We start from the raw sequence: 18,645 nt of genomic DNA, 5'->3' as shown, positions 1-18,645 counted from the left end.
CCCGTCGGAACGAGTCGGGACGGATGACGTCAATCATCCGCTTTCAGTGACAAAGACACGCGACATGGCGCACCGGTTGCACGGGATCGCACCGGAACGCCGGGATGTGACCGCCTCCATTGCACCGAGGGGCGTCGGGCGGTCAGTCTCTGTCCTCGCACGTTTTTCCGAAGAACTGTTATCCGTCGCTCCCCTGGAGATCCCCGATGCGACGGACAGCATCGTTCGGATTCGACGACAGGGAAGCTGCAATGGGTGAACGGCACACGGTGGAGGCGACGGCGCTGGTGACCGCCGCGCGAGCGGGCGACCAGAACGCCCAGGAGGCGCTCGTCGGCGCATACCTCCCGCTCGTCTACAACATCGTGGGCCGGGCGCTGAACGGCTCGGTGGACGTGGACGACGTCGTCCAGGACACCATGCTGCGCGCCCTGGACTCGCTCGGCGCGCTGCGCGATCCGGAGAGCTTCCGCTCCTGGCTGGTCGCGATCGCCATGAACCAGGTCCGGGCGCACTGGAACCGGCAGCAGCCGGCCCGGGCCGCCGTGGAGGAGGCCGACGAAGTGGCCGATCCGGGCGCCGACTTCGTCGACCTGACCATCGTCCGACTGCAGCTGTCCGGTCAGCGGCAGGAGACCGCGCGCGCCACGCGCTGGCTGGAGCCGGACGACCGGGGGCTGCTGTCCCTGTGGTGGCTGGAGTGCGCCGGTGAACTGACCCGGGCCGAGATCGCCGAGGCGCTCGCCCTGACGCCGCAGCACACGGCGGTCCGCGTCCAGCGGATGAAGGCTCAGCTGGAGGCGGCCCGCGTGGTCGTGCGGGCCGTGGACGCACAGCCTCCGTGCCAGGAACTGCGCGGTGAGCTCGCGGGCTGGGACGGCCGGCCCTCGGCGCTGTGGCGCAAGCGCATAGCCCGGCACGCCCGCGAGTGCGCGCAGTGCTCCGGTCTGTGGAGCGGGCTGGTGCCCGCGGAGGGACTGCTGGCCGGTCTCGCGCTGGTCGCGGCGTCGTCCGCGCTGCTCGCGCGGACGTGCGCCGCCGCCGACGCCGTCGCCCTGGCCGGGTCGGCGTCCTCCCTCCCCGAGGGCGGACCGGACGTCACCGTCCGGTCGGGCTCGCGCCGCTCGGCGGCCGGACGGACCGCCTCCCGTACCGCGACCCGGCGCAGGCGGCGCACCCGGCGACGCGCGGTCGGCGGCGCGGTCGTCGCGGCGTGCGTGGCGGGCGGCGGTTTCCTCTACTTCGGCCTGCGGCCGGAGGGCGGGACGCAGGACAGCACCGCCGTGCGGCCCGTGGACGACGCGCTGGTCTCCGGCCGGCCCACGTCCGACATCGGCGGCGGGACCTCGCCGTCACCGTCCCCTTCCCCGACGGCGTCCGCGTCGACCTCGGCGTCGGCGAGTGCGAGCGCCTCGCCGAGTCCCCGCAAGAGCGTTGCCGCGTCCGCGCCGCCCGCTGCGAAGCCGGCCCGGTCCCGTCCGCCCGTCTCTCCGAAGACGACCGTGCGGTCCGGGTCGTCCGACCGCTCGGCCCAGGTGATCGCCCTCGTCAACCAGGAGCGGACGACGGCCGGCTGCGGGCCCCTCACCGAGGACCCCCTGCTGCGCAAGGCCGCACAGGGACACTCCGACGACATGGCCGCGCGCGGCTTCTTCGACCACACCAACCCCGACGGCGCCGACCCCGGGAAGCGCATCACGGCCGCGGGCTACCGCTGGTCCACGTACGGGGAGAACATCGCGATGGGGCAGCAGACGGCGCAGTCGGTGATGACGTCCTGGATGAACAGCCCCGGCCACCGCGCCAACATCCTCAACTGCGACTTCAAGAACATCGGCGTGGGCATCCACGACGGGCCGGGCGGCCCGTGGTGGACGCAGAACTTCGGGGCCAAGCTGTGACCCCGCCGACCCGCCGATCGCGCTGACGCCGTCAACCACCCCGCCGACCACGCCGACCCCGCCGACCACGCCGGCCGCTCGGACCGCGCGCCGTGAATGAGGGACCGCGGTGCCACGACCGGTGGCGCGCTCGGCCCTGACGGCCAATCACCCGCCAGGCGCCAGACGTGCTCCCGGGTCCGTCAGACGTCCGGCGTTCGCCGGGTCGGCCAGCAGGCGTCGCACGGCGGGCGCGGGCATGCGGACGACCACCGGCTGCGGCGGCGTCACCTCCTGCACGGCCGTCGCGCCCCGCCCCGACACCCGGTCGGGCCTCGTCCGCGCGCAGGCTGATCCAGACCCGCATGGAGTGGTGCGCCGTGCGGCCGCCGCCCCGCGCCCGGGTCAGGGGCGAGCTGGGACCGCTGCCCTCGACGGTGAACAGGACCGTGCCCAGATAGAGCACCTTCTCGCCGCGCACCTCGGCGCCCTGCCGGCTGGACACCGTCTGCTCGGCGACGGTGAACCGCGTCTGACGCGCGCCGACGACCGGCATGACGGTGCCGCGCACGGCAGCCGCGTTGCCGAGGACGCCGAACCCCGCCGCCGGGCCGACGCCGAAGGCCCCGCCACGGCCCTTGCCCGCGGTGTCCGTGACCGAGTGCTGGGTCTGCTGGTGGGTGCGCAACTGCGTCCGGCCGGTGCTCCAGCCCGGGCCCAGGTCGGTGATCGCGGCGCGCATCCGGTAGGTGCCCGTGGTACTGCAGTCCCGGCTGGTCAGATCCTCGCCGACCACCCCGTCGCGCAGCAGCCGGGGCAGGTCCTCCAGCACCGTCGCGGTGGCGGTGGCCTCGTACAGCCGGGCCCGGCCGGGAGCGCCGGGCCAGGTCAGCGACGGGTGCAGCGCCGAGGCGACCGCGTCGAAGAGCCCGCCGCCGCCCTGGTGCGGAGCGGCGGTGTCCGCGACGGCGACCGGGGCCATCGAGTCGGCCAGCGACACCGCCCGTGCGGTCGCCGCCGCCACCGGACGCGGCGGCGCGGACGCCCCGGCGACGACCGGCGTCAGATGCTCCACCGGCACGCGCATGGTGAGGGCGCCGATCCCGCCGAAGCGCTGCGCCGCGCGCCCGCCGTCCTTGCTGACGCGCACGCCGTAGCGCACTCGGCGCGGTACCTCGACGGATCCCTGGTCGCTGCGCAGCACCCGGGGTTCGGCGACCGCGCGCTGGGTGCGGGAGTCCCGGGAGGACTGGAACGGCTGGGCGTTGACGGTGGCCGCCGCTCCGGCCCAGACGGCGGGCGCCACCGGGGCCAGCCCGAACGCGGTGAACGACAAGCCCTTGGAGGCGGAGGACCCCGCGCTGTGGGCCACGGCGGCCGCGGTCTGGTGCTGCACGTCCACCTTGGTGGCCGCGCCCTCCGCGTCGGGGCGCGCGAGGGAGAAGACACGGGCCGGTCGTCGTCGGCGGGGGAGAGGGTCACCGTGACGTCGTAGCGGTCCGTGCCCCGGGCTCCGGTGACCGCGAACGCCCGGCCGTGCCCGTAGAACGACTCGGGCCGCCCGGCGAGTTCCGCGCCGATCCGGGCGACGACGCCGTCGCGGCGGCCCATGCGGGCGGCGAGGGTGTCCGTGACGAACTCGTGGCCGGTGAGACCGTACGCCGTAGACAGCCCGGCCGCCTCCATGTACCGCAGATACGGCGGGAGTTCGATGGCGTCGTCGTCCACCTCGGAGACGGCGTCCAGTGTCGGCGGGGCCCCGCGGCCGGCGGCGGTCCGAGCCGCCCGCCCGGCCGGACCGGGCCCCTTCAGGGCGGCGACGGTGGCCGCGTTGCCCGCCGTCTGCTGCAGCCCCAGCAGAGGATTCGGACCACGGCCGGGTGCGGCCGCCCGGGGCCCGCGGGTCGCCAGGGGGGACCGCTCCCGCGCACTGCCGTGACGGTCGTCGCCCGCCTGCTGTCGCTCTCGCACGCGCGCCAGCGTAGGGACGGCACGACGGATCGACGGGCGGCGCGCGAAGTGTTCAACTTCCGTACGCCCCGGCGTCGTCGCCCCCTCCGTGACGACGCCGGGGCCCGTCAGCGGAAGGTGATGTCGGCCGGCTCGAACACGCAGTTCACGCCGTCCGCCGTCGCGTCGAGCTTCGCGGGCTCGCCGCCGGTGACACCCCGGAACTTCTGGCAGGGCACGATCTTCCGGTCGGGGTCGCCCAGCACGGTGATGCCGCTCAGCCGGGCGGTGTCGCCGAAGTCGGCGTTGATCCCGGCCAGTTCGCCGCCGGGGGCGGTGGCCGTGACGTTCTCCAGCACCACGTCGCGCCGGAACTGCTGCGCGCAGTCGCCGCAGGAGCGGACCAGCTTGCCGAAGTCGGCCACCTGGAAGTTCCGCACGGTCAGCGTGCCGGCGCCGTTGAACTGGAACACCTTGTCCGCGGCCCCGGCCGCGCCACCGCCGGTGACGACGTACCTGGCGTCGGCGGACTTGCCGAGGAAGGTCGCGGCGTCCTCGCCGACGTCCTCCCAGAACACGTTCTCCAAGGTGCAACTGCCCAGACAGTGGACGCCGTCCGCGGCGGGGGAGCCCAGGACGACGTTCTTCAGGACGGCGCCGTCGGCGAGTTCGAACAGCGGGTCCTGGCCCTCCTTCTGACCGTCCCCGGCCAGCGCGCCCGCTCCCGTGAACCGGGTCCGCGCCCCGTCGAACACGCCGGTGACCCGCCGGGTCGCGGTGAGCCGCTCCTCGCCGGCCACCTGCGGCACGGTGAGCATGCGCACCCCTGCCGCCGTCCCGCCGGTCCTGGTCCCGGCCCCGGTCTCGGTCGCGAGAGCGGCCTGCGCCGCGATCGCGAGGCTGAGGACGCCGGCCGCGACCGCCGCGATCAGCGGGGTTCTGTTCTGAGACCTGCGGTGCCCGGAGTGGGGAGAGCGAGCTGTCACGTGTTCACCGCGCCTTTCCGAAAGCAGTCAGGACTGCACAGGACTCCATACGGGCGCGGCGCCGCGGGTGTTCACAGGCGGGGGCGGGGGCGAGGGCGGGGCGGGGAGAGGCGGGGCGGACAGGACAGCGGGACTGGGCAGGGGACTGAGGTAGGGGACTGGGGTAGGGGTGGCCGCGCCTGGCATGCGGCCACCCCCGCCCCTCGGAGCCGGGCGCCCCGGGCCCCGGGGGGTGTCCTCGGGGAGGAGGGCCGGGGCCGTCCCGGACGTGTGCGCCGCCGGGCGTCCGTGGCGTGATGAGGGTGTCTCGCACGGGGCGGGGCGGCGGTTCGCGGTCAGTAGGTGTGCAGGGTGAGTCCGTAACGGCCGAGGATCTCGTTGACCGGCTGGAACCAGGTCTCGCCGCCGGAGGAGCAGTTGCCCCAGCCGCCGGAGGTGACGCCCTGTGCCTGGTCCCCGCTGATGAACGAGCCGCCGGAGTCGCCTCCTTCGGCGCAGACGCTCGTCTTCGTCATCTGGTGCACCGCGCCCTGGCTGTAGTTGACGGTCTCGTTCTTCGCGAGCACCGTCCCGCAGTGCCAGTGGGTGGTCGACCCGGAGCGGCAGACCGAGGAGCCCACGGGCGCCTCGGCGGAACCGCGTACCAGCTGGTCGGGGATCGTCCCCCAGCCGAGGACGACCGGCACCGTCCACCAGCCGCTGCCCACGCTGACCCAGGCGTAGTCGTTGTCGGGGAACGAGGAGCCCTGGAACTCGCCGACGTATGAGCCGTCCCAGCCCCGGACGCCCGCTCCGGCGCCGCCGCAGTGGCCTGCGGTGACGAACCCGCCGTAGACCGAGAAGCCGATGGAGCAGCGGACGTTGCCGGTGTAGTAGGGGTCGCCGCCGACCGTGCCGGCCGCGAAGGTGCGCGGGGTCGCGGCGACCGTCTCGACGGTGACGGGGGCGGTGGCGCGGGCCTGTGCGAGGAAGCGCCGGACATCGTTGTCGTCGCGCCGGTCGCGGACGACCGTGATCACGACGCTGTTCGCCGCCGGGTCGACGTGCCAGCTCGCCACGGAGGCGGGGGCGGAGAGCCGGTCGATGCGTGACTTGGCCGCGTCCAGCGTCCGCGCGCTGTGCTCGACGACGCGGACGACCGCCCCTCCGGAGGCGATCGCCGCGCGTGTGGCCTGGGACGCCCGCGCGGTGACGGCCACCGCCAGGCGGCCGTCCACGGCGTCGAACCACGACCCGGCATACGCGGAGCCCGCCGTGCGGCGCGCTCCCGGTTCGCGCGCGGCGGCGTCCCGCTCGGCCCGCAACCGGGCGTTCGCCTGGCGCTCGGTGAGCCCGAACTGCTGCCGCATGGCCCGCAGGAGGCCCGCGGAGGCGCGAGCGGGGTCTTGGGCGGCAGTACCGGACGCGTGCGAGGTGGAGTCCGCAGCGGCCGGGACCGTGGCCTCACCGCTCGCCGACGCGGGGGAGATGCCCGCGCCGACGAGCCCGCCCAGGGTCAGCAGTGCGGCCAGACAGAGGGGGGCGAGCCTTGTGCGTCTCATGGGAGTTGCCCTTCGTCGTTCCAGGAGTGGGGGTGGAACAGCGGCGGAACAGAGCGGAACAGAGCGGAACGGGGCGGAGCGGGGCAGTGCAGGGCGAAGCAAGGGGTGGCGCGGATGCGTGAGAGCGCTCTCAGAGTGTGTGGCGCGGCAGAGCCTAATCCTTACCGTGTGTCAGGTCTATGCCAATGCGGTGCCGGGTTTCGGGCGCGGTCCGCCGGCTCGTGGCTGCCTGCGCTGCTTCTGCCGCATCCCTCCCGCACCCGCCCCGTACCCTTTCCGGGTGTCGTCCTCCCGCCTGCAACGTGTCGCCGTCCTCGTGCTCGAAGGAGCGAAGCCGCTCGACGTCGGCATCCCCGCGCAGGTGTTCGCCACTCGCGCGAGCATGCCGTACGAGGTGCGGGTGTGCGGCGCGGCGCCGGGCCTGGTGACCGGCGGCGACGGTCTGTCGTACCACGTCGCCCACGGGCTGGAGGCGCTCGCCTGGGCCGACGTCGTCTTCATCCCCGGCTACCGCCACCCCGACCGCGACGACCCTCCGCAGGCGGTCGTCGACGCGCTGCGCGCCGCACACGAGCGGGGCGCGCGGCTGGCCGCCATCTCGACCGGGGCCTTCGCCCTCGCCGCCACGGGTCTGCTCGACGGCCGACGCGCCACGACCCACTGGCACTACACCCGGGCGCTGGCGGCCAGGCACCCGCACGTCCGCGTCGACGAGAACGTCCTGTTCGTCGACGAGGGCACGGTGCTGACCTCGGCCGGCGCCGCCTCCGGCATCGACCTGTGCCTGCACGTCCTGCGCCGCGACCTGGGCGTGGCCGCCTCCAACCACGCCGCCCGGCGGCTGGTCGCGGCCCCCTACCGCAGCGGCGGCCAGGCGCAGTACGTGCCGCGCAGCGTGCCGGAGCCGCTCGGCGAGCGCTTCGCCGCCACCCGCGAGTGGGCCCTGCACCACCTCGGCGAGCCCCTCACCCTGGACACCCTGGCCCGGCACGCGGCCGTCTCGGAGCGGACCTTGTCCCGGCGTTTCGTCGAGGACACCGGATACACGCCGATGCAGTGGGTGATGCGCGCCCGCATCGACCGGGCACGCGAGCTGCTGGAGCGCTCCGAGCGCGGCGTCGAGCAGATCGCGGGCGACGTCGGCCTCGGCACCGGCGCGAACCTGAGGCTGCACTTCCAGCAGATCCTCGGCACCACGCCCAGCGAGTACCGGCGCACCTTCACCCGGGGCGAGTGACCGCGACGGGCGGTTGGCGAGATCCTTGCGAACCATGGCGCTCACGCCCGGGCCATGGGCGGACGCCGCGCGCGAGGCTGGTGGCGAAACGAAGGGACATCACTCATGACTCGCATCGCCATCAACGGATTCGGCCGCATCGGACGCAACGTGCTGCGCGCGCTCCTGGAGCGCGACAGCGACCTGGAGATCGTCGCCGTCAACGACCTGACCGAGCCGACCGCCCTGGCCCGGCTGCTCGCCTTCGACTCGACCTCCGGGCGGTTGGGCCGCCCGGTCGGCGTCGAAGGCGACGTCCTCGTCGTCGACGGCCGCCGGATCAAGGTCCTGGCCGAGCGCGAGCCGGCGCAGCTGCCCTGGGCGGCGCTGGAGGTCGACATCGTGCTGGAGGCGACCGGCCGGTTCACGTCGGCCAAGGCCGCCCGCGCCCACCTCGACGCGGGCGCGCGCAAGGTGCTCGTCAGCGCGCCCTCGGACGGCGCCGACGTCACGCTGGCGTACGGCGTCAACACCGACGCCTACGACCCCGAGCTGCACACGATCGTCTCGAACGCGTCCTGCACCACCAACGCGCTCGCCCCGCTGGCCGCCGTCCTGGACGACCTCGCCGGCATCGAGCACGGCTTCATGACGACCGTGCACGCCTACACGCAGGAGCAGAACCTGCAGGACGGGCCGCACCGCGACCCGCGCCGCGCCCGCGCCGCCGGCGTCAACATCGTGCCGACCACGACCGGCGCCGCCAAGGCGATCGGCCTCGTGCTGCCCGGCCTCGACGGCAAGCTGTCCGGCGACTCGATCCGGGTGCCGGTCCCGGTGGGCTCGATCGTGGAGCTCAACACGACCGTCGCCCGCGACGTGACCCGCGAGGACGTGCTGGCGGCGTACCGCACGGCCGCCGAGGGCCCGCTGTCCGGCGTCCTCGAGTACTCGGAGGACCCGCTGGTGTCGTCCGACATCACCGGCAACCCGGCCTCGTCGATCTTCGACTCGGCGCTCACCCGTGTCGAGGGCCGCCACGTCAAGGTCGTCGCCTGGTACGACAACGAGTGGGGCTTCTCCCACCGGGTGATCGACACACTCGAACTCCTCGCCGCCCGCTGACCCGGGCGTCTCATGAGGGTTGGACGGCTGCCGCGGGGGCGGTCGGCCGGGCCGGCCGGTGGGCGGCGCCGACCCGCAGCTCCGCGGCGAGGGCCTCGAGCCACACCTCCATGTCGCTCAGGAGGGACAGGACGGCCGGCGGGGCCGTGGGCGTGAGGGGCGGTGGCGGCCTGAGCCGGACCCGGACGCCGCCCGGCGGGAAGCCGGCCGCCCGTACGGTGGCCGCCTCCACCTCCGCGGTGACTTCCCGGAGCCAGCGCCGGGCCGGGCCGGGCAGGTCGTGCACCTGGTCCGTCCGGGGCAGCCAGTGGGCGCCGACCAGGACCCGGGAGCCGAAGTTGAGAGCGGCGAGGTAGTCGGGCTCGGTCCCGGACGCGGTCGCCGAAGGCTCGGTGCGGTACTGCGCGTAGGCGCCTTCCGCCATGCGGAGCCGGTGCCGGGTCAGCCGGAGGGCCGGTCCGCCCGCGTCGCTGTCCCGGCCGGGGGCGCCGCGCCCGGTGGCGGCGTCGGCGGTGACCCGTACGAGGGGCGCGGCGGCGCACAGCAGGGCGGCCATGCTGCGCCGCGTCTCGGCGCGGGCGCCGAACGGCCAGGCCAGGACCCCGCACAGCAGCCCGACGGCGCTGCCGGTCAGCACGTCGACGACCCGCATCTCCGCGAGCCGCCAGGTCACGGGCGCGATCTGCGCGAACGCCACCGACACGACCAGGGTGAACAGCCCCTGTGCCCAGGCCGGTCCCTCCAGCGGGCCCACGGTGAAGGCGACCAGCATCATCGGCACGAGCAGACAGGCGTACACCTCGGTGCCGCCGGCCGCCTCTACGAGCAGCAGACCGGCCGCGAGGGCGCCGGCCAGCGTGCCGAGGACGGCCGCGCGGACGGTCGACCAGGTCGCGCCTGCCGTGGTGCGCCCCAGGGTGAGCACGGCCAGCAGCACCCAGAAGCCGTGCGAGAGGTCCAGCGAGCCGGCCACCAGCCGGGCGAAGGAGAGGCCGAGAGCGGTGCGCGTCGCGTTCTGGAAGACGACGGAGCGTCGCGTCAGATTGCCGGAGAGGCGGACGGCGAAGAGACGGACCGTCGAGAGCCGTGCGTACCAGAACTGTTCCCGGGGCAGCCCGTGCACCGGCCGACGGCCGCCGTACGCCAAGGCGACGGCCGTGCGCACGGTCACCGCGGACACGGCGACCGTCAGCACCGTCGACTGCCGGCGCAGCAGCTCGTGCGGACGGCCGGTGCGCCCGGCCGGGGCCGCGTCGCGCGAGACGAGGAACTGGGCGATCATCTCCTCGATCAGCTCGGGCCCGGCCGTGCGGCGCCTGCGGCGCAGCGAACGGGCTGTCTCGCCGCAGGCGGCGGCGACGCCCCGGAGCAGGTCGTACGAGGCGGTGTCCGCGGCGCTGCGCGGCATCTCGCAGAGGGCCGCCAGCTGATCCACGAGACGCCGGGTCGCGGAACCCGCCTGGGCCAGGGCGCGGTCCCTGCGTCCCGCGCCGGTCGGGCGCGCCCCGGCAGGCAGCCGGGAGAACCGCAGCTCCACTCCGGCCTCGCGCAGCCGCCCGCCCGCCCCGGGCTCCGTGCCCCCGGTGCGGGTCAGCGCCGTGGCGGAGCGCGCCGCGAGATCCAGGACGCCGGCGATCCGGCCCCGGTACGAGGGCTCCGGGGGGTCCGGGAACACGGCCAGCTCGCACAGCGCGAGCAGCAGCCCGCCCACGGCGATTCCGGCCAGCCGCTGCGGCAGGGTCTGCGGGGCGAAGGGCGGGAAGCAGGCCAGGATGTAGAACAGCTGCAGTCCGGGCGCGGTCCCGGCCGGGCGCGGGCCGCACACCGCGCCGAAGGTCAGCCCGAACCCGACGAGCAGCATGCCCGCCACGGCCGGCCAGGTTCCCACGGCGAGAGCGGTGCCCAGGGCGGCGAGGGCGGCGGCGGCCGGCAGGGCCCCCAGCACGGTGACGGCGCGCCCGCGTCCGGAGCCCGGCAGCGGCGACAGGACGCCCAGCGCGATGGGTGTGAACAGGGCGTACACCGCGGCCACGGGCTGATCGAGCAGGTACGCGGCCGGGTAGAACCCGGCGGCCGCGGAGACCGTCACCCGTACGGCACGGCGGCCCGCTCCGACGGATGCGGCGAGCGAGGGCCGTGGGGCCATCGGCGTTCCTTCCCGCGCGCCACCCGAGGTCGTCAGCACTCCCAGTGTCGCGCGGCTCCCACGCCCACGCAGGCGGAGCCACTCCCCGCGGGGCGGGAGTCCTCGTCATACGCCGGCCGGTGACGCGAGCCCTGTCCCACGGGGCGTGACCGGCGCGCGTGGGGTGCGCGGGTCGGTCGTCCCAGCCGGCTCGGTCGTCTCAACCGCCCGAGCCGCCCGGGCCGTCGGAGCCGTCTCGGTCGTCTCAGCCGTCGAGGAGGGTCTGGCGTGGGGTGCGCAGGTAGACCTCGCGGTAGAGCGCGGCGAAGCGGCCGGGGTGGAAGAAGCCCCAGCGGGCCGCGACCTCGGTGACCGTCGTCCCGGCGTGCGGGTCGGCGGCCTGCAGCTCCCGGTGGGCGTGGGAGAGCCGCACGAGGCGGAGATGGGCGAGCGGCGTGCTGTCCAGGTGCCGGCGGAAGGCGTACTGGAGCGCGCGGACGGTGACATGCGCCGCCCCCGCGATGTCGGCGACGGTGATCGGCTGGTCGGCGTGGTCGTCGATGTAGGCCAGCGCCCGGCGCAGCGCGTCCGGATGCGCGTCGCGGCGGTCGGCCGGCGTGGGGTCCGTCAGCGCCGTGTTGGGGAACGTGCTCAGCACCGTCGCGGCCAGGTGCTGGGCGGCGGTCGACACCACCAGCGGCTGGTCCGTCATGGCGGGCTCGGTCAGCACGTGGTCGCGGACGTAGGTGATCGCCTGCCGCAGCTGCTCGGCCGCGGCCTGCGAGTGCGGCCGGTGTCCGGTCAGCCGCACCGGGTCGGTCGCGGTGGGGGCCGCGGTGGCGGCCACCTGGTCGAGCAGGGCGGGGTCCAGCATGGTGATGTTGTAGCGGGCGCTGCATACCCGGCCGGCGTAGGACAGGGTCGGGGGTGCGAAGGACACCACGTCCCCGGGGCCGAAGGAGTCCTCGACGCCTTGGTAGACGTGGTCCTGGATGGTGCCCTCGTGGACCACGCAGAGGCAGATCCGGTTCAGCGGGGTGACGGCGTAGCTCATGTCGAAGTCGAGGTCGAGCTCGTCGACGGTGATCGGGCCCAGTCCGCTGCGACTGATCCGCGCTCGGCTCGTCTCGGGGGTGCTGCTGCCGATCCGCATCTTCGCGTAGGCACGGCTGAGGAAGTCCTCGGTCCGGTCCAGGTCGTCGCTGTCGAAGGTCAGCGTGTGCATGCCCCCGGATCTCCTCGTCCTGGATCGGTGTACGGCGATTCACGCTACGTCTGCCCCACATTTCCTCCACGAAGCCCGCGCAGTCCGTAGGCGACCGGATCTTCTTTCGTTGTGCGGCCGGCCGACCCCGGTTCTTTTCGTTTCCGGGATCGCGGCGTGCGACCCGGGCGCGCAGAGTGGAGCAGGACTGCGCCGTGCGCTGCCGCGTACCGGCTTTCCCGGGGGCGTGAGGAGGAGAAGCGACCTCGCATGTCGGACAACCGCATGTCGGACAACGACGAACTCGTACAGAAGGTCGCCGCCCTCGAACAAGAGGTGGAACAGCTGCGCCAGGCGCTGGCCTCGCGTGCCGAGATCGACCAGGCGATGGGCGTGGTGGCGGCGGTGTGCCGGCTGAGCCCGGAGAACAGCTGGGAGGTGCTCAGGCAGGTCTCCCAGCACACCAACATCAAGCTGCGCGAAGTCGCCCAGCACGTCATGCGCTGGGTGGTGAGCGGCCGTCTGCCCGACGAGATCCGCCCCGCGATGCGCGCCGCGGTGCTGCGGACCCGCCACCGGGCCCGTCACGGCGCGCGCGGCCCCGGCGCCGACCTCGACCGTGGCGCCGACCTCGACCGTGGCGCCCTCGACCGTGGCGCCGAGAGCGGTCGCGGCCCGGAATCCGCCGTCCAGCCGCCCGCCCCCCAGGAGGCGTGAGCCCGCGTCCGCGGCGACCCGCCCTGCTGAGGCGCGGTCGTGCGGGGACGGCCCGTCTTTGACATCCTCGACGCCTCGGCCGATACCGTCGTCCGACGGACCGGACCCGGGCCGGGGCGGACAGCGGGCGAGGAGAGCGGGGGAGCAGTGGGCGAAGGAGAGGCCGTCACCGCGGCCGGGACCGCCTTGGTGGTGCGGCGCCGGCCGGCTGCGCCGGCGGGGGCCGCCGTCCTGGTCCTGCACGGCGGCCGCGAACAGGGCCGTGCGCGGTCCCGGCCCTGGCATCCGGCAGCCCTGCGGATGCGTCCCGTCCTGCGTGCGGCTCTCGCCGCGACGGACCGCCGGGACGTGCTGCTCGGCGAGGTCCGCTACCGCTTCCAGGGATGGAACGCGACGGCCGACCCGGTGGTCGACACCGCACGCGCCCTCGACGAGCTGCGCGCGTCGACGGGCGAGCTGCCGGTGATCCTGGTGGGGCACTCCATGGGGGCCCGGGCGGCGCTGCGGGCGGCCGCCGACCCCTCGGTGCACGCGGTGCTGGCCCTGGCGCCGTGGTGTCCGCCCGGCGAGCCCGTCGACCGTCTCGCCGGGACGAACCTCGTCCTCCTGCACGGCGACCGGGACCGGGTGACCGACCCCGGGGAGTCCGCCCGCTACGTGCGCCGGGCCCGGCGGGCGGGCGCGCGAGCCGGCCTCGTCCTCGTGCGCGGCGGCGACCACGCGATGCTGCGCCGCGGCGGCGACTGGCATCGTGCCATCGCTTCGGTCGTCGCCCAACTGCTCGGACCCGAGCCGGGGTTGACCGGGCTCGCCGGTGAAGCCTGTGCGGCGGAGGACCCGTTGCGATGGTGAGCCGGACCGCGCCCGGCCGCGCCGCAAGGCCGTTCGCGGGCCCCTCGGTGTCGGCGCTCACCGCTCCATCGGGGACAATACGATGATGTCGTCGCCCGAGGCTGTCGTGCCGAGCCGTCAGGCGACGTCCCGCAAGCGCCGGTTCGCCCCCTCGGATCGTCGGCCGTGTCCCCTGTCCGTCCTGCCGCGTCGGCCCGCCCGACCGCCCACGAAAGCAGAGCCTCTCCGGTGATTTCCGCCTTCGACGACACCCCCATCTACCACCGTCTCGTCACCGAACGCGGCGACGTGCCCGCCGATGTGCGCGGCGAGGCCGAACGCATCAAGCGCGACCTGGACCGCGTCATGAGCGCGCCGTCCTCCTTCGCCCAGGGCGGGCTGCCCGCGCAGCGGTCGTTCTTCTCCTGAGGCCGAGGCCGCGACCGGGCGCCCCGTGCCGCTCACTCCGCGGCGGCGACGCCCACGCCGACGGCGATGAACAGCCATCCCGTGGTGCGTTCCCAGCGAAGCCGCCAGGCAGGCCGTGACAGCAGCGACCGCAGCCGCGCGGCGACCCGCACGAGCAGCAGCCAGTAGACGACGCCGACGGCGATGTCGAGACCGCCGAGCAGGAAGACCTCCTCGGCGGGCGAGCCGCCGTGCCGGGTGAACTGCGGCAGGACGCTGAGGAAGAACAGCGCCGCCTTGGGGTTGAGGACGTTCGTCATGAACCCCTGGACGAAGCTGTCGCGGCGACTGCCCGGGGCGGCGTCCGCCGGCGCGTCGGCGTCCCGGCCGGGCTCGTGGGCGTCCTCCGCCGCCGCGGCCGACGCGTCGTGGCCGCCGCCCCCGCGCCGGCCGTCGAGGAGCACCCGCACGCCCAGATACGCGAGGTAGGCCGCTCCCGCCAGTCTGACGGCGGTGAAGGCGAGCGCCGACCCCGCGGCGAGCGCCGACAGTCCCAGGGCCGCGGCGCACATGTGCACGCACAGCCCTGTCTGCGCGCCCAGCGCGGCCGCCCGGCCCAGGGTGGCGCGCCGCGCCGCCGCCCTGACGATCACCAGGAAGTCGGGGCCGGGCACGAGGTAGGCGAGCAGCGCCACGCCGAGGAAACCCGTCAGATCGACCGACACCGGCCCACTCCGTCCTGTGCGCCCTCACGGGCCCACTGTCTGTCTGCCGGTTCCGTCCCGGCGCCGAGTCATGTCTGCGGTCCGGTCTCCGTGTCCGGAGCCTCACCGCCCGCTCGGCCCCTCGTCCGGGTGACTCGCCGTGCCGTCGGCTCGTCCGCCCGCGCCGAGCAGCCCGGTGGGCCGGAACGGCTCGGCCGCCTCCAGCCGGGGCAGCTCGCGCCGGGACACGCGCAGGACCAGGGGCGGCAGCGCGGCACGCGTCCCCTGCACCAGGCGCAGCCAGGCGGGCACGTAGACGGCGGTGCGCCGGCGTTCGACGGCCGTGGCGAGCCGCCGCGCGACGAACTCGGGCGGATACACGCGCCGGGCGGGCGCCGGCATATGGGCGCGCAGCTCGCGCAGCACCGCATGACGGTCGGCGTCCCGGATCATGTCCGTGTCGGCCCAGTTCAGGTAGGCGACGCCGACGGCCACGCCGTGCTGGGCGACCTCGGCCCGCAGGGAGTGCGCGAAGGCCTCCACACCGGCCTTCGAGGCGCAGTACGCGCTCATCAGGGGAGCGGCGCCCATCGAGGCCAGGGAGGCGATCTGCAGGTAGTACCCGGCCGTCTCCACCAGGTCCGGCAGGAACGTGCGCGCCGTCAGGGCGCTGCCCACCACGTTGACGTCGATGACCCGCCGCCAGGACGCCATGTCCGCCTCGGCGAAGGGTCCGCCCTCGGCGATGCCCGCGTTGGCGACGACCACGGAGGGCGGCCCCAGCCGCGCCCGCACGGCCGCCGCCGCCCGCTGGAGGGCGTCGGCGTCGGTGACGTCGGCCTCCAGGGCCAGCGCGGGGCCGGGCAGCGACGCGGCCAACTCCCGCAACGCCTCCCCTTCGTGACCGATCAGCGCCGGCCGCGCACCGCGCCGGGCGAACTCCCGCGCCTGCGCCGCCCCCAGTCCTCGGGCGGCTCCCGTGATCACGACGGTGCGGTCTCGCAGGGGACTCTCGTGCACGGGCTGCTCCCTTCCTCGACGGCGGTGAAGCCGTTCAGCCGGTGGACGGCCGCTTCGCACCGGTGCGGTCGCGGCGGGCCAGGACCCGCTGCACGTACGTCCGGCCGGGCGGGACATGGCGGCGCAGCGCCGCGCGCGCCGCGTTCGCCCCCGGCGCCCCGTGCACGCCGCCCCCGGGGTGGGCGCCTGCGGAGGCCAGGAACAGCCCGCGCACGGCCGTCTCCGGGCGCCCGCTGCCGGCCAGCGGGCGGAAGAAGAGCTGCTGGTGGAGGGCGGTCGTACCGCCGTTGATCGCGCCGCCGTGCAGGTTGGCGTCGAGGGCCTGCAGCGTGGGCGGGGCCAGGACGCGCCGGGCCCGGATCAGGGACCGGAAACCGGGGGCGAACCGCTCCACCTGGCGTTCGACGCGGTCGGCCATCAGCTCCCGCTCCTTCGCGTCCCAGACGCCCGTCAGTCCTTCGTCGCCGGCGTCGCCCGTGATCTCCTGCGGGACGTGGGTGTAGGCCCAGGCGGCCTCGGTGCCGGCGGGGGAGCGCACGGGGTCGGTCGTCGTCATCTGGCCGAACAGCGCGAACGGACGGTCCGGGACCTGGTGCATGGCGATCTGGGCGGCGAAGCGGGTGAGCTCGTCGACTCCGTCCGCCAGGTGCACGGTCCCGGCCCGCCGGGCCGCCTCCGCCTGCCAGGGCACGGGCCCGTCAAGCGCCCAGTCGACCTTGAAGGTCGCGAAGTCCCACTGGAACCGCTTCAGGTCGGCCGACACCTGGGCCGGCAGGTGTTCCGGCTCCAGGAGCGATCCGTACAGCGCCGGGACCGACACGTCGGCCAGCACGGCGCGCCGTGCGGCGACCGGGTCGCCGTCCGCGGTGCGCACCCCGACCGCCCGCCCGTCGCGGACCACGATCCGCTCCACCCGCTGCCCGCAGCGCAGCACACCGCCGCGTGAGCGCAGCCGCCGGACCAGGGCGTCCGTCAGGGCGCCGGAGCCGCCGGTGGGCGCGGGAAAGCCGTAGCTCTGTCCGAGCATCGACATCAGCCAGCCGAATCCGCCGCTGCCCGCGGCCTCCGGGGCGAGGTCGGCGTGCAGCGCGTTGCCGGCCAGCAACAGCCGGCCGCCTTCGCCCGCGAACTCCTCCTCGCCCAGCCGGCGCACCGGCAGGACGAGCGTGCGGGCCATGCGCAGTCCGCCCGCGCCGCGCAGCCGGGCCGCGAGCCGGGCCGTGGCCCGCAGCGGCGGGAACGGCGTGAACAGGGCGTCGAGGATGTCCGGGCCCACCCGCTCCCAGACCTCGTGCAGCCGACGCCAGGCGTCCCCGTCACCGGGCTGGAAGGCGTCCAGGGACTCCGCGGTGACGGCGATCCTGCGGTCGAGGAGCGCGCAGCGGCCGTCGGCGAGGGGGTGGGCCAGCACGCTGGGCGCGTGGCTCCAGCGCAGGCCGTGCTCGTGCAGCCGCAGCCCGGCCAGCACCGGGGAGGAGACGGCCAGCGGGTAGAACGAGCTGAACAGGTCGTTGACGAACGCGGGGTCGACCTCCCGGTCGTGCCGCACCGCGCCACCGGGCTCGGGCTGCTCTTCGACGACCTCCACACTCCAGCCGGCGTCCGCCAGGAGGTTCGCCGCGACCAGTCCGTTCGGTCCGGCGCCGATCACCACCGCGTCAGGCATCGCCGCCTCCCCGGTCGTGCGGGAGCGCCGCGTCACCCGGGGACGCTCCGGCCGGTCGATGCCGGACCAGTCGATGCGGAACAGCCACGCGTGCCTCCTGCGCTCGCCGCGGACGAGGTGCGCCGAGTGCCCCTATCGGCAGGTGTTGAACCCTGTCGCGGTGTGCGGGGCGCCCTCCGGGGCAGGAGGGATCCCCGTGGGGAGGTCGCGGGAGGTCGCGTTGTCAGTGCAGTGATGAAGGATGCCCCAGGTGAGATCAACTCCGGCTCAGCCGGGTAGGCGGTCTCATGTCCCCGCCCAGGAAAGGTCACCGACGATGCCGCTCACCGCCGACCAGCTGCAGGTCCTCGACGTACGTTCCGCGCGCCGCCCGATGCGTGCGGAGTGGACGGCGCCCGTCACGCCGGGCCCCGTCGTCGCGGTCGTGGCCGGCGTGCCCCGCCCCCGGGAGGCGCCGGGTCCCACCCGGCGCGCCGCCGCACCGCGCCCCGCCGCCGCACCGCGCCCCGCCGCCGCACCGCGCCCCGCCGTCTCGGCGGGCCGTGCGGGGAGCGACGTGCTGCGCGTCGTCTCCGATCCGCGTACGCCCGTGTTCGTCACCGAGCACGCCAATGGACGCCGGGTGTACGGGTACTGGCGGCCGCTGGACGCCGAGGGCGGGCGCGGGGGCTGCTATGTGGCGCTGCCGGCCGCCGAGTGCGACGAGTTGTACGCGGCCGGCCGGATCACACTCGGCGAGCCGGTCACGGACCCGTCCAAGACGACCTACCGGGTCCTGCCCACGCGCACCCCGGCCGCGTCCGCTCGCCAGGCGTCCGCGCCCGTCGCGCCGACCGGGCTGCGGCGACGCTCGGCGCGAGCGGCCTGATCGGCCCGTTCCGGGGTAGCCGGACGCCCAGAAGCGGTCGTCGCACCGGCGGAACCCCAGCCGTACACCACAGACGGACACCACAGACGGACCGCGCAGACGGACCAGGGGAGGAGAACGATGAGCGTCATCCAGCGCATCAAGGACTTCAGCAGGAGCCCCCAGGGGCGGCGCACGATCGAGCAGGTGCGCCGTACCGCGGCCGACCCGCGCCGTCGTGCCCAGGCACGCGGGCTGCTGGCACGGCTGCGCACCCGACGCTGACCGAGTGACCGACCCTCGCGACAGCACGACCGGCATCACGGCCAACCCGCCCACCGTCCTCCCGACGGTGGGCGGTCGGCTGTGAGCGGTGGGCTGCGGCCGGTCGGCCCAGTGAGCTGTCGTCCGGCTCGGCGAGTCAC

At 75.1% G+C, this 18,645-nt stretch carries 16 protein-coding genes; 8 read left to right on the top strand and 8 right to left on the bottom strand.

Annotation, left to right across the window (positions count from 1 at the left end; translation table 11 throughout):
• Positions 1–251 precede the first annotated feature (251 nt).
• The gene (locus tag Sri02f_RS25095) at positions 252–1,901 is read left to right on the top strand and encodes a sigma-70 family RNA polymerase sigma factor (RefSeq protein ID WP_109003563.1); all 1,650 of its coding nucleotides are present in this window, start codon (positions 252–254) and stop codon (positions 1,899–1,901) included.
• A gap of 31 nt (positions 1,902–1,932) precedes the next feature.
• Here Sri02f_RS25095 and Sri02f_RS25090 read toward each other — a convergent pair whose 3' ends face one another.
• The 3 genes from Sri02f_RS25090 to Sri02f_RS25080 form a co-directional block, all read right to left on the bottom strand.
• Complete coding sequence (locus tag Sri02f_RS25090) at positions 1,933–3,276, bottom strand: NADH-quinone oxidoreductase subunit E (protein ID WP_159106780.1); 1,344 nt, start codon at positions 3,274–3,276, stop codon at positions 1,933–1,935.
• A 682-nt stretch (positions 3,277–3,958) separates the two neighbouring features.
• Positions 3,959–4,816 (bottom strand): pectate lyase, encoded by an 858-nt coding sequence (locus Sri02f_RS25085; protein ID WP_109003561.1) that lies wholly within the window; start codon positions 4,814–4,816, stop codon positions 3,959–3,961.
• Between the two features lie 335 nt (positions 4,817–5,151).
• The gene (locus tag Sri02f_RS25080; protein ID WP_109003560.1) at positions 5,152–6,357 is read right to left on the bottom strand and encodes an alpha-lytic protease prodomain-containing protein; all 1,206 of its coding nucleotides are present in this window, start codon (positions 6,355–6,357) and stop codon (positions 5,152–5,154) included.
• A 280-nt stretch (positions 6,358–6,637) separates the two neighbouring features.
• Here Sri02f_RS25080 and Sri02f_RS25075 point away from each other — a divergent pair, with 280 nt between their 5' ends.
• Positions 6,638–7,594 (top strand): GlxA family transcriptional regulator, encoded by a 957-nt coding sequence (locus Sri02f_RS25075; protein ID WP_109003559.1) that lies wholly within the window; start codon positions 6,638–6,640, stop codon positions 7,592–7,594.
• A 105-nt stretch (positions 7,595–7,699) separates the two neighbouring features.
• Positions 7,700–8,698 carry a type I glyceraldehyde-3-phosphate dehydrogenase gene (gene gap / locus Sri02f_RS25070; RefSeq protein ID WP_109003558.1) on the top strand — a complete coding sequence of 333 codons (999 nt, stop codon included), beginning with the start codon at positions 7,700–7,702 and terminating at the stop codon, positions 8,696–8,698.
• A gap of 10 nt (positions 8,699–8,708) precedes the next feature.
• Here the strand turns inward: gap and Sri02f_RS25065 are convergent, their stop codons facing one another.
• Both Sri02f_RS25065 and Sri02f_RS25060 read right to left on the bottom strand, forming a co-directional pair.
• Positions 8,709–10,844: an FUSC family protein gene (locus Sri02f_RS25065; protein WP_109003557.1), complete on the bottom strand. Its 2,136-nt coding sequence runs from the start codon at positions 10,842–10,844 to the stop codon at positions 8,709–8,711.
• Positions 10,845–11,088: 244 nt separating this feature from the next.
• A complete protein-coding gene (locus tag Sri02f_RS25060) occupies positions 11,089–12,048 on the bottom strand; it encodes an AraC family transcriptional regulator (protein WP_109003556.1) in 960 nt (319 codons plus the stop codon).
• A gap of 249 nt (positions 12,049–12,297) precedes the next feature.
• On the opposite strand from Sri02f_RS25060, the gene Sri02f_RS25055 reads away from it, so the two are divergent.
• The 3 genes from Sri02f_RS25055 (at position 12,298) to Sri02f_RS25045 (ending at position 14,004) form a co-directional block, all read left to right on the top strand.
• Positions 12,298–12,744, top strand: a complete 447-nt coding sequence (locus Sri02f_RS25055) for an ANTAR domain-containing protein (protein WP_245970783.1) — start codon at positions 12,298–12,300, stop codon at positions 12,742–12,744.
• A 147-nt stretch (positions 12,745–12,891) separates the two neighbouring features.
• Complete coding sequence (locus Sri02f_RS25050; RefSeq protein ID WP_245970782.1) at positions 12,892–13,596, top strand: alpha/beta fold hydrolase; 705 nt, start codon at positions 12,892–12,894, stop codon at positions 13,594–13,596.
• A gap of 228 nt (positions 13,597–13,824) precedes the next feature.
• On the top strand, positions 13,825–14,004 hold the full coding sequence (locus tag Sri02f_RS25045; protein WP_069770309.1) for a hypothetical protein: 180 nt from the start codon (positions 13,825–13,827) through the stop codon (positions 14,002–14,004).
• A gap of 32 nt (positions 14,005–14,036) precedes the next feature.
• Here Sri02f_RS25045 and Sri02f_RS25040 read toward each other — a convergent pair whose 3' ends face one another.
• The 3 genes from Sri02f_RS25040 to Sri02f_RS25030 form a co-directional block, all read right to left on the bottom strand.
• A complete protein-coding gene (locus Sri02f_RS25040) occupies positions 14,037–14,708 on the bottom strand; it encodes a LysE family translocator (RefSeq protein ID WP_109003555.1) in 672 nt (223 codons plus the stop codon).
• 102 nt (positions 14,709–14,810) lie between these two features.
• A complete protein-coding gene (locus Sri02f_RS25035) occupies positions 14,811–15,707 on the bottom strand; it encodes an SDR family oxidoreductase (RefSeq protein ID WP_109003554.1) in 897 nt (298 codons plus the stop codon).
• A 34-nt stretch (positions 15,708–15,741) separates the two neighbouring features.
• Positions 15,742–17,373 carry a phytoene desaturase family protein gene (locus tag Sri02f_RS25030; protein ID WP_109003639.1) on the bottom strand — a complete coding sequence of 544 codons (1,632 nt, stop codon included), beginning with the start codon at positions 17,371–17,373 and terminating at the stop codon, positions 15,742–15,744.
• 316 nt (positions 17,374–17,689) lie between these two features.
• Here Sri02f_RS25030 and Sri02f_RS42085 point away from each other — a divergent pair, with 316 nt between their 5' ends.
• Both Sri02f_RS42085 and Sri02f_RS41800 read left to right on the top strand, forming a co-directional pair.
• Positions 17,690–18,241 carry a hypothetical protein gene (locus tag Sri02f_RS42085; protein ID WP_174855701.1) on the top strand — a complete coding sequence of 184 codons (552 nt, stop codon included), beginning with the start codon at positions 17,690–17,692 and terminating at the stop codon, positions 18,239–18,241.
• A 120-nt stretch (positions 18,242–18,361) separates the two neighbouring features.
• Positions 18,362–18,505, top strand: coding sequence for a hypothetical protein (locus tag Sri02f_RS41800; protein ID WP_167467611.1), 144 nt, complete (start codon positions 18,362–18,364; stop codon positions 18,503–18,505).
• The last annotated feature ends 140 nt before the right edge of the window (positions 18,506–18,645 follow it).

The sequence above is a fragment of the Streptomyces rishiriensis genome (genome assembly GCF_003112535.1).
In the GTDB taxonomy this organism is placed as follows: domain Bacteria; phylum Actinomycetota; class Actinomycetes; order Streptomycetales; family Streptomycetaceae; genus Streptomyces; species Streptomyces rishiriensis.
The sequence above is the reverse complement of the archived record's forward strand: the minus strand, read 5'-3'. Positions and strand labels throughout refer to the sequence as shown.

Excerpts from the sequence above, each read along its gene's own strand:
- gap (WP_109003558.1), top strand. The coding sequence starts at position 7,700 with ATGACTCGCATCGCCATCAACGGATTCGGCCGCATCGGACGCAACGTG.
- Sri02f_RS25030 (WP_109003639.1), bottom strand. The coding sequence starts at position 17,373 with ATGCCTGACGCGGTGGTGATCGGCGCCGGACCGAACGGACTGGTCGCG.
- Sri02f_RS25065 (WP_109003557.1), bottom strand. The coding sequence starts at position 10,844 with ATGGCCCCACGGCCCTCGCTCGCCGCATCCGTCGGAGCGGGCCGCCGT.
- Sri02f_RS25095 (WP_109003563.1), top strand. The coding sequence starts at position 252 with ATGGGTGAACGGCACACGGTGGAGGCGACGGCGCTGGTGACCGCCGCG.
- Sri02f_RS25060 (WP_109003556.1), bottom strand. The coding sequence starts at position 12,048 with ATGCACACGCTGACCTTCGACAGCGACGACCTGGACCGGACCGAGGAC.
- Sri02f_RS42085 (WP_174855701.1), top strand. The coding sequence starts at position 17,690 with ATGCCGCTCACCGCCGACCAGCTGCAGGTCCTCGACGTACGTTCCGCG.
- Sri02f_RS25055 (WP_245970783.1), top strand. The coding sequence starts at position 12,298 with ATGTCGGACAACCGCATGTCGGACAACGACGAACTCGTACAGAAGGTC.
- Sri02f_RS41800 (WP_167467611.1), top strand. The coding sequence starts at position 18,362 with ATGAGCGTCATCCAGCGCATCAAGGACTTCAGCAGGAGCCCCCAGGGG.
- Sri02f_RS25080 (WP_109003560.1), bottom strand. The coding sequence starts at position 6,357 with ATGAGACGCACAAGGCTCGCCCCCCTCTGTCTGGCCGCACTGCTGACC.